Origin of the sequence: Sphingomonas sp. Root720, from assembly GCF_001428605.1 — a bacterium.
Lineage (GTDB): Bacteria > Pseudomonadota > Alphaproteobacteria > Sphingomonadales > Sphingomonadaceae > Rhizorhabdus.
The window spans coordinates 300,277-324,642 of sequence record NZ_LMID01000013.1; the positions used below are offsets into that span (position 1 = coordinate 300,277).

Genomic DNA, 24,366 nt, shown 5'->3' on the forward strand with positions numbered 1-24,366 from the left:
AAGCTTAGCCAAGCGGCAATTATAGGCTTTTATGGCATGCAGATCGAAACGATTGTCGCCTTTTTAATCTTCATATCTTTTGCGATCTTCACGATATCACAGGCGGATGGCTGGGGAATTACGAGATTTCCTTTCGTAATAAGTGGAGTTTTTACTGCATTTTTGTCCGCACAAATCCTGTTGTTTCTATTGGTAGATTCGCAGTCATTATATTATTACGTAGAAAATGACGTTATTTTTGTTGGCGAAATTTGCATTTTATTATGCTTTCTATGCGCCTTGGGAGGTTATTATCTAACCCTCAAGCGCATCGACACTGATGCCGAAAACAATACAAACGATAACAATAACCAGATTCCGGAATACGACAACGAAAATATTATCCAAGCGTATAGATCCCACCTGGATGTATCGTCCTGGATAATCGCGATCGTATCGACTTTTTCTTATCTTTGGCTCGTGCTGATTGGCGGAGGCCTCAAGCAGTTTCTGCTGGAAGGTGGAAATTACGAGATAACCTACGAGGGACTTCCAGTTTATCTGATATTCGTGGTCCGATTTATTTATATAGCAATTGCTATTCAGCTATTTCTTTGGTGCAAGTTCAAGAAAATTAATCATTTATATTTAGCGTTATTATTTTCCCTTATCCCCCTCTCCAATATTATTTTTCTTTTCCGTCGGTCCGAAGTTCTCATACTTGGTGTAATTTTTGCGCATTTTATGGTGCGCTATGGAAAAATACGACTTAATCGTGTTACGGTAATATCCTGCCTAATCGCGTTCTTATTTGTCTTTCGACTGTTCCCCGAGCTCCGGTCTTATAATTTCGGCGAAGCGCCCTTGGCCGAGATCGCGGATAAGATCACCAAGGTCGACGAAACGGATATCGATAAGAGCGAAATTGTCGGAAGCTTTCTCCGCATTGATTCCGTCAATAGGAGCGGTGATTTTCAATATGGCGCAATATTTTATAATTCTATCATAAATCAATATGTTCCATCTGGAATTTTTGGCGCAGATTTTAAAAATAGCCTGAAAATACCTCTTGATGAACTGGAATATAATTCCGTATCATTATTTTATAACTACCTCTCTCCTTTGAGCTTTGCTCAGGTATATCAGCAGTTCTGGTATTTCGGCGCTCTGATATTCGCCCTGCTCGGCGCCTTCATGGCGTGGCTCGAGCGGCGGATGGCGCACAGTCCCCGGGACGAAATCTTCTACGCCGTAATGCTGGGCATCCTGGCCACCGCACTCACTGCGGATTTGACGGTTTTTGTCGCACGAGGTCTGGCTTATTATATAGTCGTAGCGCTGGCCGTTCCGCGGTTTTGGATCGGCGCATCGCCGCCGCTCGAAACATCATCGGCGCCGCTCGAAATGATCACCCCCGCCCTGGCACCCGATCGAACGCAACCCTCTGGAGCCTCACCGACATCAAGATGAACGCCGCTTTCGACAGGCGGCCGGTGCGCCGAGGACGACCCGCGCCCTAGTCCAGCGCTCTCGGCTGGACATGACCCAGACGGGCGCAGTCGGCGTCGACCATGAGCCGCGCAAGATCGGCAGAACCGGTCTTTGCCCGCCAATCCAGAATAGCGTGCGCCCGCGCCGGATTTCCCACCAGATGCTGAGGTTCGCGAGGACGAATGAAGCGGCAGTCGATCTCGACATGTTCGCGCCAGTCGAGCCCGACGTGCAGAAACGCGACGTCCAGGAAATCCTTCAACGAGGTTGTGATGCCCGTCGCTATGACGAGATCCTGGGGATGATCGAGTTGCAGCATACGCCACATTGCATCGACATATTCGGGCGCATAACCCCAATCACGCCACACATCGAGATTTCCCAGGGCGAGTTTCTCGCGACTTCCCGCCGCGATAGCCGCTGCAGCCCGGCTGATCTTGCGGGTTACGAAGTTCGGATTGCGTCGTTCGGATTCATGATTGTAGCAAATGGCCGTACACGCAAAAAGTCCGAACGCCTCACGATATACGCGTGTGATATTGACCGCGAAGCTCTTGGCTACACCATAGGGTGAAGTGGGGCGCATCGCCGTGCGTTCATCCTGCGGCGATATGTCGGGCGCCCCGAAAATCTCGCTGCTACCGGTCGTGAGGAAGCGGGGAACAGGATCGAGGTCGCGCAATACCTCCAGGATACGCAAGGTCGCCATGGCCGTGAATTCACAGGTGGATTCGGGTATGTCGAAGCTCAGTCCCACATGGCTCTGGCCCGCCAGATGGTAGAATTCACGGGGCTGTACCTCCCGCAGCAGACGACGCAGCGTGGTAATATCGTCGAGATCGCAATAATGCAGGAAAAGCCGCTTGTTATAGATGGACTGATCACGGGTCAGATGGTCGATCCGCTGGCGGTCGATCACGCTCGAGCGGCGCAGGACCCCGTGTACCATATAACCCTTGCCCAGCAGAAGCTCCGTCAAATAGGAGCCGTCCTGTCCGGTGATGCCCGTTATGAACGCGATCTTCATGACAGCGGCCGCTTCCTTATACTATCGGCGAGGGGGGCCCGGAGGAACGCCTCCCAACGCTCGATCAGTCGCTCGAACCTGAAATTATCGCTATAATGCGCCTGCAGGGCGGCCGTATCGAGCTCCCCGGAGCGGATGCGCTTTGCAAGTCGATCGTAGAGCGGCAGGAAATCGGCGACATCGCCCCCGGTAACTTCGCACCAGGGGTTGGCATAGTCGGGGATGCCGCCGACCCCATTTGCGACGAAGGGTATGCCGCACGCCATCGATTCGAGCAGCACCAAGGGCGCCCCCTCCTTTCCCCATGTCGGCAACAGGGTCATGTCGTAGCTTTGCAGCAGATCGACATAGGCTTGCCCGCCGGGATAACGCCCCCTCAGCCTGATGACGTCGCCAAGCCCCGCCTCCGCGATCCCGGCAGCGAATTCATCATGGGCAGGACCGGTCCCCCAAATATCGAGACTCTCCGCATGGTCCGCAAGCCGCGACCAGTTTTCGATGAGAAAACCCGCGCCCTTATACGGGACGAGCCGGCTGAAATAGGCAAGGCGCAACCTACCGTCCGGGCGTTGCGGCAATCGGGGCGGAATGGGGACCTGGCTGATGCGTTCGAGCGGTTCGGGAAGCGCAGGGATGACGATGCTCAATCCCGTCCAGCCAAAGTCGCGGACGAACATGCGCTCGACCCCGCTTCCCTGCCCGACAATCGCATCGAAACCCAGTCGGGTGAGATCGCGCGGATCGAGACGTCTACTGCGCTCGCCGCTCATCACTTCGAAAAATACGCGCTTCTCGGTCGGGCGCAACGCGAAGGCGAGCAGCATCGCCTTCCAACCCGTGCCCGTAATGACGACGGCGTCGCTCTTCCCGCTCCGCGCACGCGCAAGGCGCCAAACGTCGCGCCAGCCGCGATATTCGGCTATCGCATAATCGGCGCGGTGGGGCAGCGAGGCCGCCTGGCCGGTCATCGGCGCGGGCGAGAGCAACTCGACGATATGGCCGCGGTCGCTGAGCCCCTTTGCCAGCCAATGGCAATGCGTCTGGATGCCGCCATGTCCATGGGCATAGCCGATGAGCACCACATGGAGCCGGCGTTCGGTCGGATCGGCCTTCGTCATTTGTGCTCGTATTCCATGTCAACCTGCCAATGCCGCATGCATTTTTTGACGAACCAGACGCGCGTCCGACCGCCAGCCCGGGTCGTGGAAGGTGCCGGCGAGCAAGGTCAGGACGAACAGCAATATCCCGCAACCCGTCGCCGCGAGGATGCGAAACCATTCGGGCTCGATGGGCAGCAGCTTCGCAAGGGCCGCGCCTCCTGCCGTGCCCACAACCCAGGCCAGTAGCACGGGAGAGAGTTCTCGCAGGAAAATAACGGGAGACATCGAAGCGATCCGCGCCGCCAGGTAAAAGGCTGGCGGCGCCATGATCCAGGATGCGATTGCCAGGCCCCAAGCGACGCCCACCGGCCCGAACCGTACCCCGACGACGAAGGCCAGGACATGCAGAATGCCCGATGCGAGCGTGAACCGGACCATCATATCCGAACGTCCGAGGGAAATATATGCGATCCGCGAAAGCTCCCACGCCGATCCCGGCAGGATGGCGATGCAGAGAATCCCGAAGATTTTTGCGCTTTCGTCCCATCCGGGTCCCATGACGACGGCGATGACGATCGGCGCGGCGATCGTCAGGCTCAGGGCACCGAGGGCGACCGTCGCGGTGAGCGCCCGCACGCTGCGGCGATAGAGAATGTTCCATTCCTCGGGCGCATCCTGCAAGCGGCTGAATATGGGTATCAATGCCGAACCGAGGGGCCCGCCGATGATCTGCAGGGGCAACAGCATGAGCGAATAGGCGCGTGTATAGTAGCCGAGCGAGACCGTTCCCCAATGATAGCCCACGAGCAGGTTGTCCGACTGGCGCCACAGCCAACCCATGAAGTTGGCCGTCATGATATTGAGGCCGAAGCGGAGCGAAGCGCCTGCCCCGCGGAAGTGACTCACGCGACCGGGCCTCCAGCCGGAAAAGGCCGAGGTAAAGACGAGGTCGACAATCGCCGATACCAGCGAACCGGCTACGATCGACCAATAGCCCGCAGCTGTCAGCCAAGCCAGCAATACCGATACCACAAAGCCGCTCAACGCCGTCAGCACCAATCCGAGCTGGATCAAGCTAAAATCCATCCGCCGCGCGATCAGCGCTCGATGTTGCGACTTGAGCGCCGCCAAAGGGATCTGGAGCGCCAGCGCCATGATAATTATCGTCAGGCGGCCATCGTGGAAGAACCACGCCGCGGCCGGCGCGATCGCCCAGCAGATCAGCATCAGCCCCACGCCGACAAGCAACTCGATCATATAAAGCGTGCTGACAAGCAGATGGTCGATACGCCGATGCTGCACGGTCGCACTCGATACGCCGGTATCGGAAAACAGCTTCACGAAGGCGGTGATCGCGGTCGCCAGTCCGATCAGGCCGAAATCGCCTGGCGGCAGGAGCCGGGACAATAAGGCGATCTGCCCGATCTGGGTCGCCATGGTGAAGGCGTAGCCCGCCAAGACGACGGCCCCGCCCTTGGCCACGCGTGTGGAATGGTCGATCGCCGGATCGGCGGCGACAAAGGGATCGACGGAAGCGCGCCTTCTTCGCAGGATGATGAAGGGATTCATCGCGCCTCCTTAACTGGCAGCGCCCGCCCTAGGCCATATGCCAGATCGGCAAGTTTCTCGGAGGCAGCGCCGATGGGCGGTTCGCCCCAGTTCATGATGCCACACCTGCGTCCGACGGACGCGGACTTCTCGTCGCGAGCCTCGTCCAGGCACCCGGGCACAATCTCATCCGAACCCGAATCCCATCCACGATGCAGCGATTACCCTAGTTGAAGAAAGGTACCGGACCCTACATGAAGCTCCCCGGAAATAAGGCCGGTAACCTTGTACAATCTCGCGGCGGGTCTGCTCTCCGCTATGCGCGCCAGAACAGACTGGGCCTTCCTCTTATCGTTGTCCTGCGGGTAGTGACGAGCATCTTTGTCCGCATCGGAATTATCGAGATAGATCAGCCCGCCAGCTGTCATATGTGGCAATACCGCTTCGATACATTTCCAACGCCAGCTTCCGTCTATAATGGCAAGATCACAGATAGGATCGTCGATCCACGAGAGATCATAATAATCCGCTCCCGTCCTGCAGGAAATTTCCGCGTTACCGAAGCCCAAGGCCTTCAGCCGGGCACTGGTCTCGCGAAACCAGCTTTCGTTGTCCTCTATCGCATGCACGCATGCTGCGCGGCGCGCCAGCCAGGCGGTCGAGGAGCCCGAGCCGAATTCTATGACCCTGCATTCTCGGCTCCCCATGTAAGCGCTGACCTCCCGGATCGCGGGAATCGGCCACCATGGCTCGCTCGGTCGCGTGCCGACCAACTTCCGGAAAAGCCATTGACCGCCAGCCATCGGCAAGTGGCGCAATTCCGAAAGGGGAATAAGCTGATCTTCTTCGGTGTGCAGCCGCGTCTTTCGGCCTGGTCCGCCAGCGACTATCTTTTGAATGAGCGCCATAATCCCCCGATATGAATATGATGCCGAGAAGTCAGACAGGATGTTCTCGTCTCCAGCCGGGCGAACCAGCAAATCGTAAATATTATTTTCGATTTCGATCCGAAGACGGCCGCAGGAAATTCATTGCGGAATGACCTTGGACGGGAAAGCCTGAACTAAAGGCCAGGACCTGTCCGAGTGTCCTCCGGGCACATGCAAGATTGGCGAACCTGCACTTGCTACCAAGACTTCGTCAAGCCGCAAGATCAAGATTGGCATGCAATCCGCTGTTGGGGGAGACCCGGCGCAGGCAACCGACGCCGGGCGCGCCGCATGTCACCGCGTATGGCAGCCAAGATCGGCGGGAAAGCGCGACCTTTCGAACGCCCGAGGTCCCGCGGATGTCTTGCTGGTCGGCCCGCCTCGCCGGGCATGGCTCAAGGACAAATCGGCGACTTTGCAGAGCTTATCCTTGCCAGCAGCTAATAATTTGGGCAAGATTTGTACTCGCTGCGTTGCTTTTGGACAGAAATATATGTCTATTAACGGATACGATAATGGCCGAATCGCGAATAGATTCGACGAAAATAAGTATCATAACGGCGGTTTATAATCGCGCCGAAACGCTGGGCGACGCCATAAAAAGTCTACAGAATCAAACTTATCCGGCTGTAGAACATATAATTCAAGACGGCGGATCAACCGATGGGACGTTGGACCTTATCGGATGCTTAATGAACAAATCGATAATTCTGAAATCCCAAAAGGACGATGGCATATACGATGCAATCAATCGAGGTATCGCCCGATCTACGGGGGGTATTATCGGCCTTATGCATTCGGACGATTTCTACGCCTCACCCCTCGTCCTGGAGAAAGTGGCCGCCGCCTTTCTCGACCCTCTTGTCGATGGTGTTTACGGCGACCTTCAATATGTCTCTTCGACCGACCCGCAACGGAGTATCAGATATTGGCGATCGGGACGTTGCACTATGCGTAACATCGCGTTCGGCTGGATGCCGCCCCATCCCACGCTCTTTCTTCGGCGGGAAATTTTCGATCGCTGGGGCTCCTATGATGCCGAACTTCGGATCGCCGCCGATTACGATGCGATGTTGCGCTGGATCGTCAAAGGACGCATTCGGCTGATCTATATACCGCAGGTGCTGATAAAGATGCGGGTCGGCGGGGAAAGCAACCGTTCCCTGAAACAGATCGTCAGAAAGAGTCGTGAAGATTATGTTGCAATCAAGAGGAACGGCGTCGGGGGAATGGTGACACTGCTCGCGAAGAATTTGCGCAAAATTCCCCAGTTCGTCCGGCCCGATGGAAGGCCCGTTCCATGAAGCGCGCCCTTGTCACGGGTATCACCGGTCAGGACGGATCCTATCTGGCGGAATTCCTGCTGGAGAAGGGCTACGAGGTTCACGGCATCAAGCGACGGGCCTCGCTGTTCAATACGCAGCGGATCGATCATATTTATCAGGATCAGCACACCCCCGATACCAAGCTGAAGCTCCATTACGGAGACCTCACCGACACTTCCAACCTCACCCGGATCCTGCGCGAAGTGGAGCCGGACGAGGTCTATAATCTGGGCGCGCAGAGCCACGTGGCGGTCAGCTTCGAGGCGCCGGAGTACACCGCTGACGTCGACGCCCTCGGCACGCTGCGGCTGCTCGAAGCGATTCGCTTCCTCGGACTCGAGAAGAAGGCACGCTTCTACCAAGCCTCCACGTCCGAGCTCTACGGCCTCGTCCAGGAAGTTCCGCAACGGGAGACGACGCCGTTCCACCCGCGCTCGCCTTATGCGGTCGCGAAGCTCTACGGTTATTGGATCACCGTCAATTACCGCGAAGCCTACGGGCTCTATGCTTGCAACGGCATCCTCTTCAATCATGAAAGCCCGCGTCGTGGCGAGACGTTCGTGACCCGCAAGATCACCCGAGGCCTTGCCAATATCAGCCAAGGCCTCGAGGCCTGTATTTTCATGGGCAATCTGGATGCGCTGCGCGACTGGGGGCACGCGAGGGACTATGTCCGGATGCAATGGATGATGTTGCAGCAACCCGAGCCGGAGGACTTCGTGATCGCTACCGGCCAACAGCATTCGGTGCGGGAATTCGTGAGGTGGTCGGCGGAAGAACTGGGGATCACGCTCCGCTTCGAAGGCGACGGAGTCGATGAAAAGGGCATCGTCGATGCGGTGGAGGGCAATATCAGCGCATCGGTCAAGCCGGGTGACGTGATCGTGAGGGTCGACCAGCGCTATTTCCGTCCGGCAGAAGTGGAATCGCTGCTCGGCGACCCGACGAGGGCAATCGAGCGGCTGGGCTGGAGACCGGAAATCACCGCCCGCGAAATGTGTGCGGAGATGGTGGCGGCCGACCTGGAGACGGCCCGCCGGCACGCGCTACTGAAGGCGCACGGCTACGATACGCCGATCCCGCAAGGTAGGTAATCGCATGGTTCAGCGCATATATGTGGCCGGGCATCGCGGCATGGTCGGCTCCGCTATCGTCAGGCGATTGGAAGTGAGGAACGCCTCGCTCATCCTCCGGTCGCACTCGGAACTGGATTTGACCGACCAGGCCGAGGTCGGGCGCTTCATGCAGGCGGAACGTCCGGACATAGTCATTCTCGCGGCAGCCAAGGTCGGCGGAATTCACGCCAACGCAACCTATCCGGCCGACTTCATCTACGAGAATCTCATGATGGAGTGCAATGTCATCCATCAGGCCCATGCGGCCGGTGTCCGGCGGCTGCTGTTCCTGGGATCCTCCTGCATCTATCCCAAATATGCGCCGCAACCGATGTCCGAGGACGCGCTCCTGACGGGTGTGCTCGAGCCGACCAACGAACCATACGCCATCGCCAAGATCGCGGGCATCAAACTTTGCGAAAGCTACAACCGCCAATATGGGACCGATTATCGCAGCGTCATGCCGACCAACCTCTATGGCCCCGGCGATAATTTCCACCCGGAAAATGCGCATGTCTTTCCGTCGCTCATCCACCGCTTCCACCAAGCGAAGGAGGAAGGCCGCGATGAGGTCGTGATCTGGGGAACGGGCACCCCCAAGCGCGAATTCCTGCATGTCGACGACATGGCGGAAGCGTCGCTCTTCGTCCTGGACCTTCCCGAAGACGATTATCGCGCCAACACGCAGCCGATGCTCAGCCATATCAACGTGGGTTGCGGAAAGGACATATCGATCGCCGATCTCGCCTTGCTGATCGCCGATATCACCGGTTTTCGGGGGCGCATCCTGTTCGATCCCTCGAAACCCGATGGAACGCCCCGTAAATTGCTGGACGTGTCGAGGCTGGGCGCCATGGGCTGGAAAGCCCATATCGCCTTGGACGAGGGCATTCGCCTTACCTACCAGTGGTTCCTGGAAAGCGCCGGCTACCTGCGCCGGACCTAGGGTTTCGAGCGGGCGGCCTCCGGAATCCGGTAGGCCATGACGCACCCGACAATGGCCGTCCGCGCTTCATGGATTTCAGGCGCGAGAAGGAATTGCCTCAGTCGTCATAGCTGGCCGATGCTTCGCGTGTCGGCTCGTCGCGCCGCGCGGACGCGTGCGCAGATATCGCTCGCTTGCCGTTCGCCCGCTCGTGGCGCTTCGGCTCCGCCGACCAGCTTTGGGCCACCCCCATTCCGAGGATTGCGGAGTAAAGTGCGGCAACGGCTGGTATCTGCAGACTGAAATCGAGCAGCGCGTGGAGCGCCACCGTGAGCGTCGAGGCGACCGCCACGATCGGATATATCTGACCGCGCTGCCGCCGAAAAACAGCGACAAAGCAGAGCGCCGCACACCATGCTATGGCGCTGAGGAGCAGCGCCGCGGCGGGTATGCCAAGGTCCGCAGCCAGTTCCAGATAATCGTTATGGGCCTGAAGATAGGTATAGGCCGTCGGCAGACGCTGATCGCGATACATCGCGAAGGACTGCGCGAAGCTTCCATAGCCGCTTCCGGTGTAAGGCGCGCTCGCGATCTGGTCGACCACGACGGAGAAGAGCGGAAGGCGGTCGATCTCGCTGGTCGAGCCCAGCCTGGCAAGCGTGGCGTGGCCTGACACGAAAAACAAAAGCGCGAGCACAAGAGCGGCGAAGAGCCAGGGGGCAAGCCGCCGTCGCATCAGGTTCGTCGCCATCATCAGCAACAACATCGCCGCTAGCCCGGCCAGCACCGAGAAGGTTCCCATGCGTGAATGGGCCTGCAGCCAGGCCATGCCGATGACGAGCATGATGACGAAGTAGAGCAGCGGACGACCGATGATGCATTCGATGGTCCGCGAAAACCTCTTCTGGCTTCGATCCGAGAGCAGCCAGGCCGCCCGAAAGGACGTGACGGCCAGACCGAACGAGCACAGCAGGCCCATTCCTGCGAAGGTCGCGTAATGGTTGCGATTGACGAACGTCGCGGTCACGTCCGTTTGTGCCGCGAAGCGATCGAACCACAGAAGATAGGGATTGCCCGCGAAATAGTTGACCAGCCCGTACAGGGCGATCAGAAATCCCGTCCAGCTGATCCAGACGAGCATATGGTCGGCGCGCTTCGGATCCCGGCAATATTGCAGGCTCAACCAGAAGATCGCCATATAGGCGAGCAGCCGCATCAATCCCACCAGAGCAGCATCGACCGACAGCGCCATGCGTGCGGGCAGCGGATGCCCTATCGCTTCCGACGCCACCTGCCAGACGGGGTGAAAGAAGCCGGTCCCCGGAAGGATCGTAAACAGAATCCATGCGATGAGCAGGCATATCGCGACCAGGGGAAAGGTCAGCGCACGCCGCCATACCAGCATTTGATGTCCCAGCGCCGTCGACAGGGCATATCCCCCCAGCAGGATGGAGACCCAGAGCACCATGGCGCTCCAGGCCCAGGGACGGTTACCGCCGAACGGGATGGGAAGCAGAGCGAGCAGGAGCAGCAAGCCGATCCAGATCCATCGAGCGCGCTCGTTCGCCCTGTCTTGGGAAATCGCCGGGTCGATCACTTGGCCGTCGCCTCTTTGGCCTTTTGGGCACGGACACTCGCAAGCGCCCGGAGATAGGCGTCATAGAGAGCGAAGTCGCCCGCCAGAGTGCGTTGAGCAATGCCTTCGGCGGCTCCGTGATCGGCAAATCGGGCGAGCGCGAGAGGCTCGGTCCGGGCGGCGATCCGGATTTGTTCGGCGATATACGCCTCGAGCGCCGGATCGGCCGATCGATGGAGCAATTCGATCATGATCCGCAAACGCGGCACGGTCAGCCTCGGCATGAAGCGACCCAATAAGAGCGAGGTCTCCAGCGAAACCCGCGCCCCTTTCACGTCACCCGCGGAAAGCTGGAATGCCGCCCGCCGTACCCAGTTCTGCGGTGACGCGGGGGCGCTCTTCAGAGCTCCGTCGACCAGCGCCTCCAGACTCGTGCCTTGAAGAGCGCGCTCTCTCTCCCGGGGGCCGAGATCGGCCGCCGCCAGCGCGGCGTCGCTCCAATAGCGGCCAGTCTCGAAGACCTGGCCCGCCCGATAGGATGCGCGGGCGGCCGCGACGCGCTCGCCCTTGGAAACAGGCGCGCCTCCGCGCAGGCGTTCCATGATCCCGCCCGTCGGCAGGGCGATGACGGCCGCACGGAGGGCGATAGCCGAAACGCCCGCACAGAACAGCGCAACGACACCCGCCGCAGCGGCGATGGCGATCCTAGGCTTCCGCCCCATAGCTGTAGGAGCCATAGCGATGATAGTAATAGCCATAGTCTCCGTAGCCATAGGCCGCATAGCGGCGCATGTTGACCTGGGTCAGGACCGTCCCCGCCAGCGGCGCCTGCAATCGCGCCATCTGGCTCAAGATGTTGCGCAGGACGGGAATGGGCGTTTCCCCCCAGCGTACGACGAGCACGATCTTGTCCACCAGCTTTGCGATGATCTGGGCATCCGCCAGAGGGCCGAAGGGCGGCGTGTCGACGATCACCAGATCGTAGCGCTCGCGCATCTGCCGGAGGAAATTGGACATTTGCTGGGACCGCAGCAAATCCATGGGACTCGGGCTGCGCCGGCCGGCCGTTAGAATATCGACCTTGGCGCGCGGATCGTGCTGGACGGCATCCTCGAAGGAAACTGCGCCACTGACCACGTCGGAAAGGCCCGCGCGATTCTCCAGCTCGAAAACCTTATGGATGCGCGGCCGTCGCAAATCGCCGTCGATGAGCAGGATACGCCGATAACCATCGAGTGCCGATCGGGCCAGCGTGCTCGAAAGGAAGGTTTTACCCTCCCCAGGCAGCGAAGAGGTCACCATTATGATCTTGGGCGGCGTGTCGACATCGACCATCGAAAGCGCATTGCGCAATGTGCGCAGGCTTTCGGAGGTCTGGGACAACGGGCTGTCCAGCACGATATCCTCGGGAATCGATGGCGCCTCGTCGGCCAACGGCACGAGCGACAGCACCGGGCTATCCGAGAGTTTTTCCAGATAATCGGGATTGCGGATGGTATTCTCGAGCCGTTCCAGCAAGACGATGAGGCCGAACCCCAACAATATCGACAGCAGAACGGCGGTGGTCACCGTCTTTCCCTTTTTCGGGTAAGACGCGGCCAACGGAAAAATGGCCTGTGATACGATGCGGGCATCGGGAGTCTGGATCCCCACCTGCTCGCGGGTTTCCTTCGCGCGGTTCAGAAAGGTCTCGTAGAGGGTCTTGGCCGCATCGGCTTGCCGCTCCAGCTCGCGCAGGCGGACCTCGGCCATGCTCGACGCGCCGGTGCGACTGCGCGCGGAGGCCATGCTGCTGGCCAGGGCCGCTTCGCGAGCCGAGGCAACGGCCAGGTCGTTCGCCGTGGACTGGCCGATCTTGCGTACCTCATCGGCGATCTTCTCACGCAGATCGCGAAGTTCGGCATTGGCATTGATGATCTTGGGATGCTGAGCGGCGAAGGTCGTCTTGAGCTCGGACAGCTTCCGCAAAACCTCGGCCTCCTGTTGCCGCAGGCTTTGGATGAGCGGCGATTCCAGTGTCGCCGCCGAAGCTTCCAGGCCGGCCCCGCTCTCCGTCAGGCGACGGATCTGGCCGAGTTGCGCGGCTTTCTCGGCTCGCGCGACCCTCGCAAGGATCAAAGCCGAGTTGATCTCGCTGAGCTGCTGGCTATCGACGGAACCGCCGCTTCCTCCCACAAGGCCCGTGGCCGCCCGGTAGGATGACGCCGCCTGATCGGCCGCCACCGCCGCGCTCTTGAGCTCGGCAACGCGGCTCTCGAGCCAGACGCTGGCACGACGCGTCGCATCATACTTCGTCTCGATCTGATCGGCGATGAACAGTTCAGCCAAGGTATTGGCGATCACCGCCGCCTTCGACGCGTTTTCCGACGTAGCGGTTATCGTCAGCACATAGGAACGCGGCCGGATCCTGACATCGACCGCCGCACTGACCACGTCGATCAGCCGCGAACGATCACGAGCCTCCTCGAGCGGGGTCTTCTTTCGGGCCGCAGGCGTCAGAGAAACCTGATCGACGGTCGACGCGAACCAGCTCGATGGCTTCCATATGTCGAAGGAAGGCTTCGCGGCGTCCATCGACGCTTTGGCCGAGGCCGAAAACTCCGGGTCCCGATCGAGATGCAGCTTGTCGATCAGCTTGCCGATGAGCGTAGGGGAGTGAAGGATCGTCGCCTGCGTCTCCATGACGGAGATATCCGCGGCGACATCGCTGACGACCTGCGTCGCATCGACGATCTGGGTCTTCTGCGTGTTGATCGCCACCGAAGAGGTGGCCGAGTATCGGGGCGTTACCTGAAAGACGGCCAGAAGCGTCAGCAATGTTATGGTGACGACGCAAGCGGCGAGAACCTGCCAGCGACGGCGAAGGACGGCAAGCCAGGTTCTCATCACTGAACCCCTGCCTCCATCCACCGCGGACGGGATGAAGGATGCGGGGCCGCCTACCATATAATTCACACAACTCTCCGTAACGCTTGATCAGAGCGTTACCTTCAGGAAACCGAAAATCTTGTTTCGCGAATAATCGGATGTCACGGCATTGGACGACCGCTTCACATAATCCCAGCCGAGGCCGATCAAGAACTGTCGATTGAGGAGATAGTCGACGCCGGCATTCGCGTAATACAGATCGTCGTCGCGATGCAACAGCGCCCCGCCGGCGGGAATGGCCGACGACAGCAGATACCGGTTCTTGGCGTATCGAGCGCCGAGTTTCAGAGTGATCTCGCGACGGAGCTCATGCTCGACGCGCACGCCGAAGTCGGTCGACACATAGCCCCGATAGCCGATCTGGGTGGTCTCCTGAACATCCCGGTTAACCGCAAATCGAACGGTCGTCAGGCGCGTCGGCGCCCAGCGAACATTCGCGCCATAAGCGATGCCGCTATAGTCGTCGAACACTATGTCCTTATAGCTTCGATGCATGTAGCCGGCGAAGATCCCGCCTTCGATCACATTCGTGACGTCGAACTTCAATCCTCCGGTCAAACGATAGCCGCGAGCGTCGCGGTTATAGCCGTTGTCGTCGACGGGCAGGCGATACCAGACGCGGTCGAGCAAAGCCCTTGCGAATATCCGGTAGCCTGGCGAAAAACTGTAGCTGAGCTCGCCGCCGCCGGAGAGCGTCTTGCGGTCGCGATCGTCGTTGTTGATGATGGTGCCATTTCCCCGGCGGCCATCGTCATAGTTCAGTTCCTGATAGTCGACGACGGTTCGTGCCTGGAGACGGCCCACCTCGCGCGCGAAACCCCCTCCGGCCGTAAAAGCTTCGTAGCGAACGGGCGAGACGGCCGTGACGGGGCTGTCCGGCGAACCTCGTTCCTCGGTCGCCCGCCGGAAACCGGAATTGAGGGAAACCGTGGTATCGCGCAGCAGTTCGGTGAGGACATCGCCGCTGACGTTCCAGTCGGTGCGGCTCTCGCTGGTCCTGTCCGAATACTCGTACCGGTCGAGGCCGGCAGCAAGGTTCAGCTTGTATCTGCTGGTGTCGGACGACACCTTCACATTGGGGGAAAGCTTGAAATAGACGTCATCCACCTTCGCCCCGTCCTGGGCATAGATGTTATCGTCATAGGTGGCTCCGGCCGTGCCGCCGACAAAGGCGCGAAAGGCGCCAAGCCTTGCTCCGATAGCGGGCAGCTTCGGAGGCGTTTCCAATTCGGCTTCAAGCCGGGATCCACGCTCCTGCGCGTTGGCGCCCCCTGCCAGAGCGGAGGCGAGGCCGACCGCCAAAGCCCCCTGCGCCACGATCATGCGCCAACGCCACGCTTCGACCATACTCGAAAGCCCCCCTTGTGGCTCATTCGGAAGATGATGAGAATATACGCCCGATATGCTGACGCGCGCCCTATTCGCGACCTGCAATTCCAACGCCTAGCTAATGCTGACGTTATCCTGAGCTGGATTTTCCACGACGTCGACCACCGTCACGTCGTTCTGATCGTCCGCCACTTCCGCGATCTGGTCCGCCGCCTGCGGCACGCTTTCTGCAATCGCAACTGCGGCGTCAGGCACCGCGGCGGCGATCTGGACCGCCTGCGACGGCACAGCGATTGCGATCGCGACTGCCTGGTCGGGAAGCGCGGCCGCGATCGCCGCCGCTGCGGACGGCACGGCCTGTGCGATCGCCACGGCGGCACTGGGCACGGCTGCTGCGATCGCGGCAGCCGCCGATGGCGCGGCCTGTGCGATGGCAACCGCCTGGTCGGGAAGCGCGGCCGCGATCGCCGGCCCGGCCGCCGGTACCGCCGCCGCTACCTGCACCGCAATGGCAGGATTTGCTATCGCGATGGCCGCTGCCGCCTCGGGCACGGCCGTCGCGATGGCGACGGCAGCCTGCGGATTGAGCGCGGCCAGTTGGACCGCCAGCGCCGGATTGGCCTTGGCCTGCTCTACCGCCTGATCGACCGTCAAACCGGCAACGGCAGTCTGCTCCTGGGCAAACGAGGCATATGGAAGCACTATCGCGGTGACCGACAGCGAAAGCGCCACAGCCACCAGCGCCGACGACGGCCGCGGCGAAATTCTACGGACTGGATTTCGCATGACGATCCCCCATCGGTCTTGCATTACCGAGAAACGGACGAATACGCGAAGACGAGAAGGTAAGCAAGAAAGGATAAATTAGAGCGCGAGTCTTCGATGCGAGAGAATATTAATCTTGAACTACACGGTCGCAAGATCTGACCGAACTGGAAGATGACCATGTTCCAGGCAGTTAGCCAGGCCATAACGGTCGGCCCACCGCGGAATTCGTGCAAAATCCACGTTCATCGCATCGAACCGGACGAAAAAATTTCCGCGCGGTCCCCTTCCAGCATCACGCAGCTGAGATTGCCAGTCGCGAACGCGCCGGTATCTACGCCTATCCGGCAGGGCAGGATCTCGGGCTCGAACGACACGCTATGGCCATGAACGACCCGCACCGGAAGTGGCCGGCGGCTGCTCAGGAAGGGCTCCCTGATCATCAGCATGTCGTTGCGGCTTTGCCTGGCCATGGGTCGCCCCGGCCGAATGCCCGCGTGAACGAACAGATAATCGCCAATACTTATAGTCAGCTGCAGATTCTGAAGAAACTCCAGATGGGCCGGGGGAATCGCCTCGTACAGCGCAGCCGACAAAATCCGATTCCGCTCGTCGGGGCCGACTCCTCGCGGAAGCCCCACGCCATAGCTTGCCAATGTCGCCATGCCCCCCCAGCGCAGCCACGCGGGCATGAGTGCCGGTTCCTCGAATATCCGCAGCAGGATGTCTTCGTGATTGCCGACGAGGAAGAATGCCGGGTGGCCGGCGAACCGCCCGCTTTTCAGGTGCTCGATCACGCCGGATACATCGGGCCCGCGGTCCACATAGTCCCCCAGAAAGACTATGTTCGTGGTCCCCCGAAAACCGGCCGCCGAGCGAGCGATCAGCGCCTCGAGCTTCTCGAGCGATTCAAGGCAGCCATGGACGTCTCCCACCGCATATACCCGCAGATCCTCGGGGATTCGGAAGACCGGCTCCGGGCGCGGCCTGCCTCGCCATAGCCCCGCCATGTTAAACAGACTGCGCACTGCAATTCTTCACATTGAAATGGCCAACGCCGCCCACTACGATCGCACCTTCATAGCGGGGTCGGTCATGTTAAGGAAAAGCGTTTTTGTTCGATTGACCGCGTGGCTTTGTGCAGGCTGTATGGCGGCGGCTTCCGGCGCGGCGCAATTGCCGCCGATTGCGGCCTCCACGGCCGGTTCGCCCCCCGTAGCCCCCGTAGCCAACCAGGCCTATCATTTGGGCGCCGGCGATAAGTTGCGCATCACGGTGTCCAACGAGGAGGAGGTGACCGGCGAGTATGAGATCGACAGCTCGGGCAACCTCTCCCTGAAGCTCCTGGGAACGATCCCCGCCGCCGCCAAGACGCTCCCGGAGCTGACCGCGGCAATCGAGGCCAAGCTCCGCGACGGATATCTGCTCAATCCGCGCGTCGCGATCGACGTCATGAACTACCGGCCTTTCTATGTGATGGGCGAAGTCAACACGCCTGGAAGCTATCCCTATGTCGCCGGGATCACCGTCCTGAAGGCGATCGCCCTCGCCGGCGGCTTCACCTACCGCGCGAAGCAGAGCAAGATCGAACTCATCCGCGCGAACGATCCCAGCAAGCGAATACCCGTGGATCAAGATACCCTGCTGCTGCCCGGGGATGTCATTCAGATCAACGAACGCTTCTTCTGAGCGGCCGTAGTACCGGAACGAGATCCGTATCCGGTAGGCATCGTCGTCGGGCCATGCCGCTGCGGCGGATGATGACGCGTCCTTAACGACGCTCAGGTTCACGCCTGTTACATGGCGCTTCCGTCGGTTAGCACGCACCGCAATCAAATGGGCTGAAGCAATGCCCAGCCGAAGCGCGCGCCTCAAGGTCGGTTGCGGCAGTCGAGCGCGGGCGGAGATCATCGCGAAACTTGACGATGACGTCCAATGAGGAAGCTCGCTCTATACTTTTTCTTAATCGCTAGGCCCTAGGAGAAGCACACGCCTCCAATGAGCGCCGTCGATTGCTCGCGAAGCGTAGGATACCGAGCAGGAGTTGTTGCGTGTCAGTTCCTCCCCCCGACAATGGCGAAGATCTTCGCCTGAAGCCGCCGACGGTCCGGACAGGATTTGCAGCGGTCGTCCATAAGCTGTCGCCGCGCAATTGGCGGGGCAGGACCGACCGCCGCGTCGCGCCCGCCACCCGGAGACTGGTCGCGTGCGCGCCCCTGATCGCGTTGGCGGCCTGCCAGGCGACGATACCGGTCGGAACCCGGCTTGGCGATGGAGCCGTGGTCCCTGCGCCGGTCGGATGGCTGGACTTCTGCAAACGCAGCCCCTCCGACCCCTCCTGCCAGGCGATGCCGCTCGATACGCAGAGCTGGAGCCAGTTGCGGGGTACCCAGGCCCAGATCCTGAAGATTCGCTATGTGGCGGACGCGCAGCAGTTTCACGTCAATGAATTCTGGACCCCGGCAACGACCGCCGGGGATTGCGAGGACATAGCCCTTGCCGCACGACAAAGACTACTGAACCTCGGCTGGCCCGCGAGCACGCTGCGTCTGGCTACCGTCTTTACCGAGACGAACGAGATCCACTCGGTACTGACGGTCGAGGTCAGTCGAAACGGCCGTCGCGAGACCCTGGTGGTCGATAATCGCAAAGCCGCTATCATGACTTGGGACCAGCTGGCCGCCAGCGGATACCGGTTCGTCATCCGCCAGTCGTCGAACGGTCGCGACTGGGTGAAGGTCGACCAGGCGCCGACGATTGCGGCCAGAAGCGACGCTCGGACCGCACGGAGCCTGTAGAAGGCCGGCAGGGCAACCGGCTTGTTGACCCCGTCGGCATTTGCCGCCAGCAAGGCAGCATGCCGCTTTTGGAGCGCCTGCTGGATCTGAGCGGAGCCTATGGTCGCTTGATCATGTCCGTGGGCGAAACCACGGGATTATTGGACACTCTTCTGCACGTCCATGCGGGAATGGCGATCTTCGTTCTCTCCCGCCTGATCTTCCGCCGATCATTCGCTTCGCCGGTTCCGCTCGCCTGCATATATCTCGCCGAAGCCCTCAACGAGCTGCTCGACCGGCTCAATCATGGGCGATGGATGCCCGATACGGGCAGCGACATCCTGAACACGATTTTCTGGCCGACCATTATTTTCGCAATGGCCCGATACCCGCGCGGAATCCGCCGGCCGCGCCTGTAATGCCTTCAGAACGGAAAGAACCAGTGGATCGCGACGATCGCGACCGCCCAGGTCAGCAGGTTTAGTGGAAGACCAACCCTCATGAAATCGAGATAGCGGTAGCCACCCATCTGATAGACGAGGACATTCGTCTGATACCCGAACGGGGTCGCGAAAGCGGCGCTGCCGGCCATCATGATCGCGACGAGGAAGGGTCGCGGACTCACGCTCAGGCTTTCGGCAAGCGCCACCGCGATCGGCGTGACCAGGACCGCGACGGTGGCGTTCGACAGAAGTTCGGTCAGCAGAAGCGTCGCGCCGTACAGCAGAATGAGCGCCATCAGCGGGCCAAATGCCTGGACCGATCCGACAAGCCGGTCGGTGGCGGTGGCCGCCAGCCCGGTTTGCTCGAGCGCGATGCCGATGACGACCATGCCGGCAATGAGGAGCAATATGTGCGGACGAAGCCCGCCATAGGCTTCGTCTGGCCCGATCACGCGGAGCAGGATGAGCAGGACCGCACCAGCGAAGGCGGACGCGGCGATCGGCGCGAAACCGAGCGCCGCGATCACGATGACTGCGACGAAGACAGTCGTTGCGACGGCGGCCTTGACCGCCGACAGCGGCCTGTACTCGGCGAAATCCTCCACGTCGCCGATCGCATCGCCCGCCAGGTCGACGTGCGAAACGGCATGGCGTTCGTCGAGAACATGCCGGACGGGCGACCGATCCGGTACCCTATTCAGCAAGCGACCGGAAAATAGCAGGAGATAGAGCCCGCCAGCTATGGCCACGGCGAGCCCGACCGGGGTGATCTCGAACAGGCCGAAGGCGGGTTGGCCCGACGAGCGGGCCATGTCGTCCACCAGGAGATTGGTCGAGGTGCCGATGAGCGTGCAGGTGCCGCCGAGCACCGCGACATAGGACAAGGGCATGAGATAGCGCTTCGGCGACAGTTGGAGCGACGTCGCTACGTCCCGGACCACGGGAGCCGCCAGAACGACGATCGGTGTGTTGTTGAGGACGCCCGACGCCATGCCGCACAGTCCGATGAGAATCCACAGGCCGGCCGAACCGATCCGCCGGCACAGCGCCACCGCCTTACGGATCAGCAGATCGAGCAGGCCGGAAAGCTCCATGGCGTGCGCGATCACGAACAGCGACGCCAGGGTAACGATGGCGGGGCTTCCGAACGCGCCCTGGACCTCGCTGGGTCGAACCGCGCCGGAAATGAGGAGCAGCGCCGCCCCGGCGAGCGCGACCACATCGGCGCGCGCCTTGTCGAGGACGAGCGCGGCTATAACGCCGACGAGAACGAGCAATGTGATGATCTGGTCGAGGGGCATGGAGGTGTGCCTAGCATATTAGCCTTCGCCCCGCAGACCGCGACCTCATTTTACGACGGCACGGGCCCGACACGGGGCGGTGCCCTCCCCGGCCGCGCCGGGGTTCATATGAAGGCCGTCTCTGCTAGGATGACTCGATGGAACGCGCCGCCGATCGAACGTGGAGCCCTGTCTGGGTAGCCGCCGGGATGCTCGGCATTGTCATTGCGGCGACGGCGGGTTTCTATGTGGGCCGTCGAAGCGTGGCCCCGGCCGTTCCCATGCAACAGGCGACAGTTGCGCCGGCCGAGGTCGAGACCACGCCCCTCCCCGAAGCGCCGATCAGCAGCGGCCCGATCGACCGGGCCGGCCTGCTGGCGGCCGTTTCCGCGGCCGCGGATGCGACGGCCTCCGGCAGCCCGCCCCCTCCGCAGAATGCCGAGCTGGTGGGTCGCGCTTTCACGCTACGCCTGCCGTTTGGCTGTGATGGGCCGATCTCGGAAGGCGAAATTTTTTGGGCCGGCTGGACCTATGACCCGAAGACCAAAGCCCTGAAGCTGATTGCGCATCCCGAACGATGGGACGCGGAGAACTGGGTACGTAAGCTTGCCGGAGACACCGCTTTCGAAGCTGTCGAGGGTTTCTGGATACCGCGACCGTGGACGGTATCGGAAGCTTGCCCCGTTCGCGACGGTGCGGGCGGCGTTTCGGACCCGACCGATGTTTCCGTCCGCCAGACCGTGGCGCTGGCGCAGTTTTTCCTGCCGGAAACACCGAGAAATCTGCGGCGAGGCAAGCGCCCCTATGCCTTTACGATGCGGCAGGAGGCCGAAGCCCTGCCGAGTGATTTCCGCCTGCGGCTCAACGGCCGCATCGTCGCCTTCGCCGACGGCCAGCCGATCCATTGCCGCAATGAGGTGCCCGCCGAACACCCGATATGCGTGATCAATGTCGAGTTCACGCAGGTGGCCTTCGAGGACGCGCAAGCCAAAACCCTCACCGAGTGGCGCTGACCCAGGATTTCGGCCGGCTCGAGACGGGATTGGAGATCCACGCCGGTGATCCCGCAAACGCTGTCAGGGCCTCACTTCCGCAAACCATCCCAGGCGCCGCATCAGCAGCTTTTCCAGTTCGAGGAGGAGCAGCAGGCCAACGGCTATTCCGATGATCAGAAGCCCGTCCGCCATGGTAAGCGGCCGGGTCTCGAAAATGTCGTTCATGAACGGCGCGTAGGTGAACAGAAGCTGGGAGGCGACGACCCCGCCGACCGCCCAAAGCACGGCGGGCGTCCCCAGCGCCCCGCGCCAGGTCAGCGAGCGCATGTGAAGATAGCGCACGCTGAACATATAGAAGACCTCGGCCGCCGCGACCATGTTGACCACCATGGTGCGCCCCGTCTCGATCCCGCGCCCGCTGTCCAATGCATGGAAGAAGATGCCCAGCGACATGGCCGTGAAGAGTAGCGACAGGAGGACGATCCGCCAGAGCAGGAAGGGGGACAGCAGCGGCGCGTCGGCGGCGCGCGGCGGCCGGCACATGACGCCCGGCTCCGCGGGTTCGAACGCCAGCACGAGCCCGAGCGTGACCGCCGTGACCAGGTTGATCCACAGGATCTGGGTCGCCGTCATCGGCAACGCGAAGCCCAGCACGATGGCAAGGACGATGACCAGCATCTCGCCACCATCGGTAGGCAGAGTCAGGGCGATGACCTTGCGGATATTGTCATGGACGGTGCGCCCTTCCCGGACGGCAGCGACGATCGAGGCGAAATTGTCGTCGAGGAGAACCATGTGCGCCGCCTCGCGGGCAGCCTCAGTTCCCTTGAGGCCCATTGCCGTCCCGACATCCGCCTGCTTGAGCGCGGGCGCATCGTTCACGCCGTCACCGGTCATCGCGACAATCGCACCACCCTTCTGGAGAGCCTGGATGATGCGCAGCTTATGTTCGGGGCTTGTGCGCGCAAAGACCGAAATATCGGCTATGGCGATCGCCAGATCGTCGTCGGAAACCGCGTCGAGCTCGGCGCCCGTCATTGCCTTGGGATCGTCGGCCAAGTCGAGTTGACGCGCGATCGCGAGTGCCGTGGCAACGTGATCGCCGGTGACCATCTTGACCGCGATGCCGGCCGACCGGCATTGCGCGACGGCTGCGAGCGCCTCCTCCCGAGGCGGGTCGATGAAGCCGATCAGACCGAGAAACTCCACCCCCTCTCCAAGATCGTCGAAGGACAGATCGTCCTGCGGAGCGGCCAGTCTTTTCATCCCGAAGCCGAGGACGCGTTCGCCCGCCGCGGCCGCCGTGGCGGCGCTCGCCGCCCAGCCTGCGCGGTCGCCGGCCGGGATCATGTCCAACACGGCTTCCGGGGCGCCCTTGATCATGATCACGCCACCGACATCGGGCGCCCGATGCAGCGTCGCCATGAAGCGATGCATGGCGTCGAACGGGATTTCATCGAGACGGACCCATTCGTCGCGCACATGGTCGGGGTTGAAACCGGCCTTCATTGCGAGCGCGACAAGCGCTCCCTCCATGGGATCGCCTTCAACGATCCAGCCCGCTTTCGCCTGGCGCAGACGGGCGTCGTTGCACAGCAGCGCGGCGCGGATGATGGGGGAAGCGGTAGCCACCGCCGCGATATCGTCGTCATGGTTTTCGGCCGTCAGCGCCCCCTCCGGCCCATAGCCCGATCCCGAGACGCGAATCTCGTGTCCGGCGACGACGATCCGGCGCGCGGTCATCTCATTGCGCGTCAGCGTGCCGGTCTTGTCGGTACAGATCACCGACGTGGCCCCCAGCGTCTCCACCGCCGGCAGCTTGCGGATTACCGCCTTGCGCGCCGCCATCCGCTGGACGCCGATGGCGAGGGTAATAGTGATGACGGCGGGCAGGCCTTCGGGAATGGCTCCGACGGCAAGGGCCACGACCGCGATGAGCGCATCGGACCAGTCATAGTTTCGGATCACCACGGCGAAAATGAACAGCAGTGCTGCCCCCGCCAGCACCAGTGCCGTGAATCGCCGTGCGAAGCTGTTGATCTGCCGGAGAAGCGGCGTCGTCACCTCTTCGACCGATTGCACGAGTCCGCTGATGTGCCCGATCTGCGTCCGACTCCCTGTGGCCGTGACCACGCCCGTCGCCTGCCCGCCCGCCACAAGCGTCCCCGAGAAGGCCATGGAACGGCGTTCGCCCAGCGCGCTTTCGACAGCGACCGCAGCCTCCTGCTTGTCCGCCGCGACCGACTCGCCGGTCAGCAATGCCTCGTCGATGGTCAGTCCGTGGGCGCGCACGATGCGCACATCCGCCGGAACCCGATCGCCGGCCTCCAGCAGCACTACGTCGCCCGGTACGAGGTCGGACGCCGCCACCGTCTGGCGCGCGCCGTCACGCAGCACCGTCGCATGCGGCGCTATGAGATCGCGGATCGCACCGAGCGCCCGTTCGGCCTTGCCCTCCTGGACGAACCCGACAAGCGCGTTGATCAACACCACGAACAACACGACCACCGCGTCGACCATATGCCCCAGCATCAGCGCGGCGGCGGCAGAAGCGAGAAGGAAATAGATCAGCGCGCTGTTGAACTGCGCCAGCAGACGGAAAAGGGGATTTGGCGGCGGCGGTGACGGCAGGCTGTTCGGCCCGAACCGAGCCTTCCGTTGGCGCGCCTCTTGCTGGTCGAGACCGGCGCGGCGGCTGTCGAGGTTCGCCAGCGCCTCGTCCGCTTGCATGGCATGCCATGCGAGATCGTCGCCCAGCCGCACTTATCCTGTTCCCGCTACAACATGCCGCGCCAAGCTGCGATGACTTAGATGCAGACGTCCGGGCTGCTCGT

20 protein-coding genes are annotated in these 24,366 nt (G+C 61.3%); 8 read left to right on the top strand and 12 right to left on the bottom strand.

What is annotated here, in order from left to right:
* The first annotated feature begins 36 nt into the window (after window positions 1-36).
* Entirely contained in the window at window positions 37-1,449 is a 1,413-nt protein-coding gene (locus tag ASE22_RS26910; protein ID WP_156397143.1) for a hypothetical protein, read from the top strand.
* A 46-nt stretch (window positions 1,450-1,495) separates the two neighbouring features.
* Here the strand turns inward: ASE22_RS26910 and ASE22_RS18900 are convergent, their stop codons facing one another.
* From ASE22_RS18900 to ASE22_RS18915, 4 genes are all read right to left on the bottom strand, one after another.
* Entirely contained in the window at window positions 1,496-2,497 is a 1,002-nt protein-coding gene (locus ASE22_RS18900; RefSeq protein ID WP_056363384.1) for a GDP-mannose 4,6-dehydratase, read from the bottom strand.
* Complete coding sequence (locus tag ASE22_RS18905; protein WP_056363387.1) at window positions 2,494-3,615, bottom strand: glycosyltransferase family 4 protein; 1,122 nt, start codon at window positions 3,613-3,615, stop codon at window positions 2,494-2,496. The genes ASE22_RS18900 and ASE22_RS18905 overlap by 4 nt, the downstream gene beginning before the upstream one ends.
* An 18-nt stretch (window positions 3,616-3,633) precedes the next feature.
* Window positions 3,634-5,166, bottom strand: a complete 1,533-nt coding sequence (locus ASE22_RS18910; protein WP_056363390.1) for a lipopolysaccharide biosynthesis protein — start codon at window positions 5,164-5,166, stop codon at window positions 3,634-3,636.
* A 200-nt stretch (window positions 5,167-5,366) separates the two neighbouring features.
* A complete protein-coding gene (locus tag ASE22_RS18915) occupies window positions 5,367-6,125 on the bottom strand; it encodes a class I SAM-dependent methyltransferase (protein WP_235538176.1) in 759 nt (252 codons plus the stop codon).
* A gap of 464 nt (window positions 6,126-6,589) precedes the next feature.
* Between ASE22_RS18915 and ASE22_RS18920 the strand changes: the two genes are divergently transcribed.
* The 3 genes from ASE22_RS18920 to fcl are packed head-to-tail and all read left to right on the top strand — an operon-like array spanning window position 6,590 to window position 9,460.
* Window positions 6,590-7,378, top strand: coding sequence for a glycosyltransferase family 2 protein (locus tag ASE22_RS18920; protein ID WP_056363396.1), 789 nt, complete (start codon window positions 6,590-6,592; stop codon window positions 7,376-7,378).
* On the top strand, window positions 7,375-8,493 hold the full coding sequence (gmd, locus tag ASE22_RS18925) for a GDP-mannose 4,6-dehydratase (RefSeq protein ID WP_056363399.1): 1,119 nt from the start codon (window positions 7,375-7,377) through the stop codon (window positions 8,491-8,493). Before ASE22_RS18920 ends, gmd begins: the two co-directional genes overlap by 4 nt.
* 4 nt (window positions 8,494-8,497) lie before the next feature.
* Window positions 8,498-9,460, top strand: a complete 963-nt coding sequence (fcl, locus tag ASE22_RS18930) for a GDP-L-fucose synthase (protein ID WP_056363402.1) — start codon at window positions 8,498-8,500, stop codon at window positions 9,458-9,460.
* A 97-nt stretch (window positions 9,461-9,557) separates the two neighbouring features.
* Here the strand turns inward: fcl and ASE22_RS18935 are convergent, their stop codons facing one another.
* The 6 genes from ASE22_RS18935 to ASE22_RS18960 all read right to left on the bottom strand — a co-directional run bounded on the left by ASE22_RS18935 (window position 9,558) and on the right by ASE22_RS18960 (window position 17,047).
* On the bottom strand, window positions 9,558-11,036 hold the full coding sequence (locus ASE22_RS18935; RefSeq protein WP_056549942.1) for an O-antigen ligase family protein: 1,479 nt from the start codon (window positions 11,034-11,036) through the stop codon (window positions 9,558-9,560).
* On the bottom strand, window positions 11,033-11,617 hold the full coding sequence (locus ASE22_RS18940; RefSeq protein WP_156397144.1) for a hypothetical protein: 585 nt from the start codon (window positions 11,615-11,617) through the stop codon (window positions 11,033-11,035). The genes ASE22_RS18935 and ASE22_RS18940 overlap by 4 nt, the downstream gene beginning before the upstream one ends.
* A 103-nt stretch (window positions 11,618-11,720) precedes the next feature.
* Entirely contained in the window at window positions 11,721-13,901 is a 2,181-nt protein-coding gene (locus ASE22_RS18945) for a polysaccharide biosynthesis tyrosine autokinase (RefSeq protein ID WP_162248193.1), read from the bottom strand.
* A gap of 90 nt (window positions 13,902-13,991) precedes the next feature.
* Window positions 13,992-15,245 (bottom strand): outer membrane beta-barrel protein, encoded by a 1,254-nt coding sequence (locus tag ASE22_RS18950; protein WP_235538177.1) that lies wholly within the window; start codon window positions 15,243-15,245, stop codon window positions 13,992-13,994.
* 141 nt (window positions 15,246-15,386) lie between these two features.
* Entirely contained in the window at window positions 15,387-16,010 is a 624-nt protein-coding gene (locus ASE22_RS18955; RefSeq protein WP_156397145.1) for a hypothetical protein, read from the bottom strand.
* 272 nt (window positions 16,011-16,282) lie between these two features.
* Window positions 16,283-17,047 (bottom strand): metallophosphoesterase family protein, encoded by a 765-nt coding sequence (locus ASE22_RS18960; RefSeq protein WP_056363416.1) that lies wholly within the window; start codon window positions 17,045-17,047, stop codon window positions 16,283-16,285.
* Window positions 17,048-17,084: 37 nt separating this feature from the next.
* On the opposite strand from ASE22_RS18960, the gene ASE22_RS26305 reads away from it, so the two are divergent.
* The 3 genes from ASE22_RS26305 (at window position 17,085) to ASE22_RS18975 (ending at window position 19,233) form a co-directional block, all read left to right on the top strand.
* On the top strand, window positions 17,085-17,726 hold the full coding sequence (locus ASE22_RS26305; protein ID WP_162248195.1) for a polysaccharide biosynthesis/export family protein: 642 nt from the start codon (window positions 17,085-17,087) through the stop codon (window positions 17,724-17,726).
* Between the two features lie 362 nt (window positions 17,727-18,088).
* Window positions 18,089-18,835, top strand: coding sequence for a transglutaminase-like cysteine peptidase (locus ASE22_RS18970; protein ID WP_162248196.1), 747 nt, complete (start codon window positions 18,089-18,091; stop codon window positions 18,833-18,835).
* A 59-nt stretch (window positions 18,836-18,894) separates the two neighbouring features.
* Complete coding sequence (locus ASE22_RS18975) at window positions 18,895-19,233, top strand: hypothetical protein (protein WP_056363426.1); 339 nt, start codon at window positions 18,895-18,897, stop codon at window positions 19,231-19,233.
* 5 nt (window positions 19,234-19,238) lie between these two features.
* On the opposite strand, the gene ASE22_RS18980 is transcribed toward ASE22_RS18975, so the two are convergent.
* Window positions 19,239-20,558 carry an SLC13 family permease gene (locus ASE22_RS18980; RefSeq protein ID WP_056363428.1) on the bottom strand — a complete coding sequence of 440 codons (1,320 nt, stop codon included), beginning with the start codon at window positions 20,556-20,558 and terminating at the stop codon, window positions 19,239-19,241.
* A gap of 137 nt (window positions 20,559-20,695) precedes the next feature.
* Between ASE22_RS18980 and ASE22_RS18985 the strand changes: the two genes are divergently transcribed.
* Window positions 20,696-21,550 carry a hypothetical protein gene (locus tag ASE22_RS18985; RefSeq protein ID WP_156397146.1) on the top strand — a complete coding sequence of 285 codons (855 nt, stop codon included), beginning with the start codon at window positions 20,696-20,698 and terminating at the stop codon, window positions 21,548-21,550.
* 63 nt (window positions 21,551-21,613) lie between these two features.
* On the opposite strand, the gene ASE22_RS18990 is transcribed toward ASE22_RS18985, so the two are convergent.
* Window positions 21,614-24,262 carry an HAD-IC family P-type ATPase gene (locus ASE22_RS18990; protein WP_056364110.1) on the bottom strand — a complete coding sequence of 883 codons (2,649 nt, stop codon included), beginning with the start codon at window positions 24,260-24,262 and terminating at the stop codon, window positions 21,614-21,616.
* Window positions 24,263-24,366 lie beyond the last annotated feature (104 nt).

Coding starts and splice junctions, on each gene's coding strand:
- ASE22_RS18985 (WP_156397146.1), top strand. CDS start 20,696: ATGGAACGCGCCGCCGATCGAACGTGGAGCCCTGTCTGGGTAGCCGCC.
- ASE22_RS18990 (WP_056364110.1), bottom strand. CDS start 24,262: ATGCAAGCGGACGAGGCGCTGGCGAACCTCGACAGCCGCCGCGCCGGT.
- ASE22_RS26305 (WP_162248195.1), top strand. CDS start 17,085: ATGGCCAACGCCGCCCACTACGATCGCACCTTCATAGCGGGGTCGGTC.
- fcl (WP_056363402.1), top strand. CDS start 8,498: ATGGTTCAGCGCATATATGTGGCCGGGCATCGCGGCATGGTCGGCTCC.
- ASE22_RS18975 (WP_056363426.1), top strand. CDS start 18,895: ATGCCGCTTTTGGAGCGCCTGCTGGATCTGAGCGGAGCCTATGGTCGC.
- ASE22_RS18900 (WP_056363384.1), bottom strand. CDS start 2,497: ATGAAGATCGCGTTCATAACGGGCATCACCGGACAGGACGGCTCCTAT.
- ASE22_RS18910 (WP_056363390.1), bottom strand. CDS start 5,166: ATGAATCCCTTCATCATCCTGCGAAGAAGGCGCGCTTCCGTCGATCCC.
- ASE22_RS18905 (WP_056363387.1), bottom strand. CDS start 3,615: ATGACGAAGGCCGATCCGACCGAACGCCGGCTCCATGTGGTGCTCATC.
- ASE22_RS26910 (WP_156397143.1), top strand. CDS start 37: ATGCAGATCGAAACGATTGTCGCCTTTTTAATCTTCATATCTTTTGCG.
- gmd (WP_056363399.1), top strand. CDS start 7,375: ATGAAGCGCGCCCTTGTCACGGGTATCACCGGTCAGGACGGATCCTAT.
- ASE22_RS18945 (WP_162248193.1), bottom strand. CDS start 13,901: ATGAGAACCTGGCTTGCCGTCCTTCGCCGTCGCTGGCAGGTTCTCGCC.
- ASE22_RS18920 (WP_056363396.1), top strand. CDS start 6,590: ATGGCCGAATCGCGAATAGATTCGACGAAAATAAGTATCATAACGGCG.
- ASE22_RS18980 (WP_056363428.1), bottom strand. CDS start 20,558: ATGCCCCTCGACCAGATCATCACATTGCTCGTTCTCGTCGGCGTTATA.
- ASE22_RS18940 (WP_156397144.1), bottom strand. CDS start 11,617: ATGGAACGCCTGCGCGGAGGCGCGCCTGTTTCCAAGGGCGAGCGCGTC.
- ASE22_RS18960 (WP_056363416.1), bottom strand. CDS start 17,047: ATGGCGGGGCTATGGCGAGGCAGGCCGCGCCCGGAGCCGGTCTTCCGA.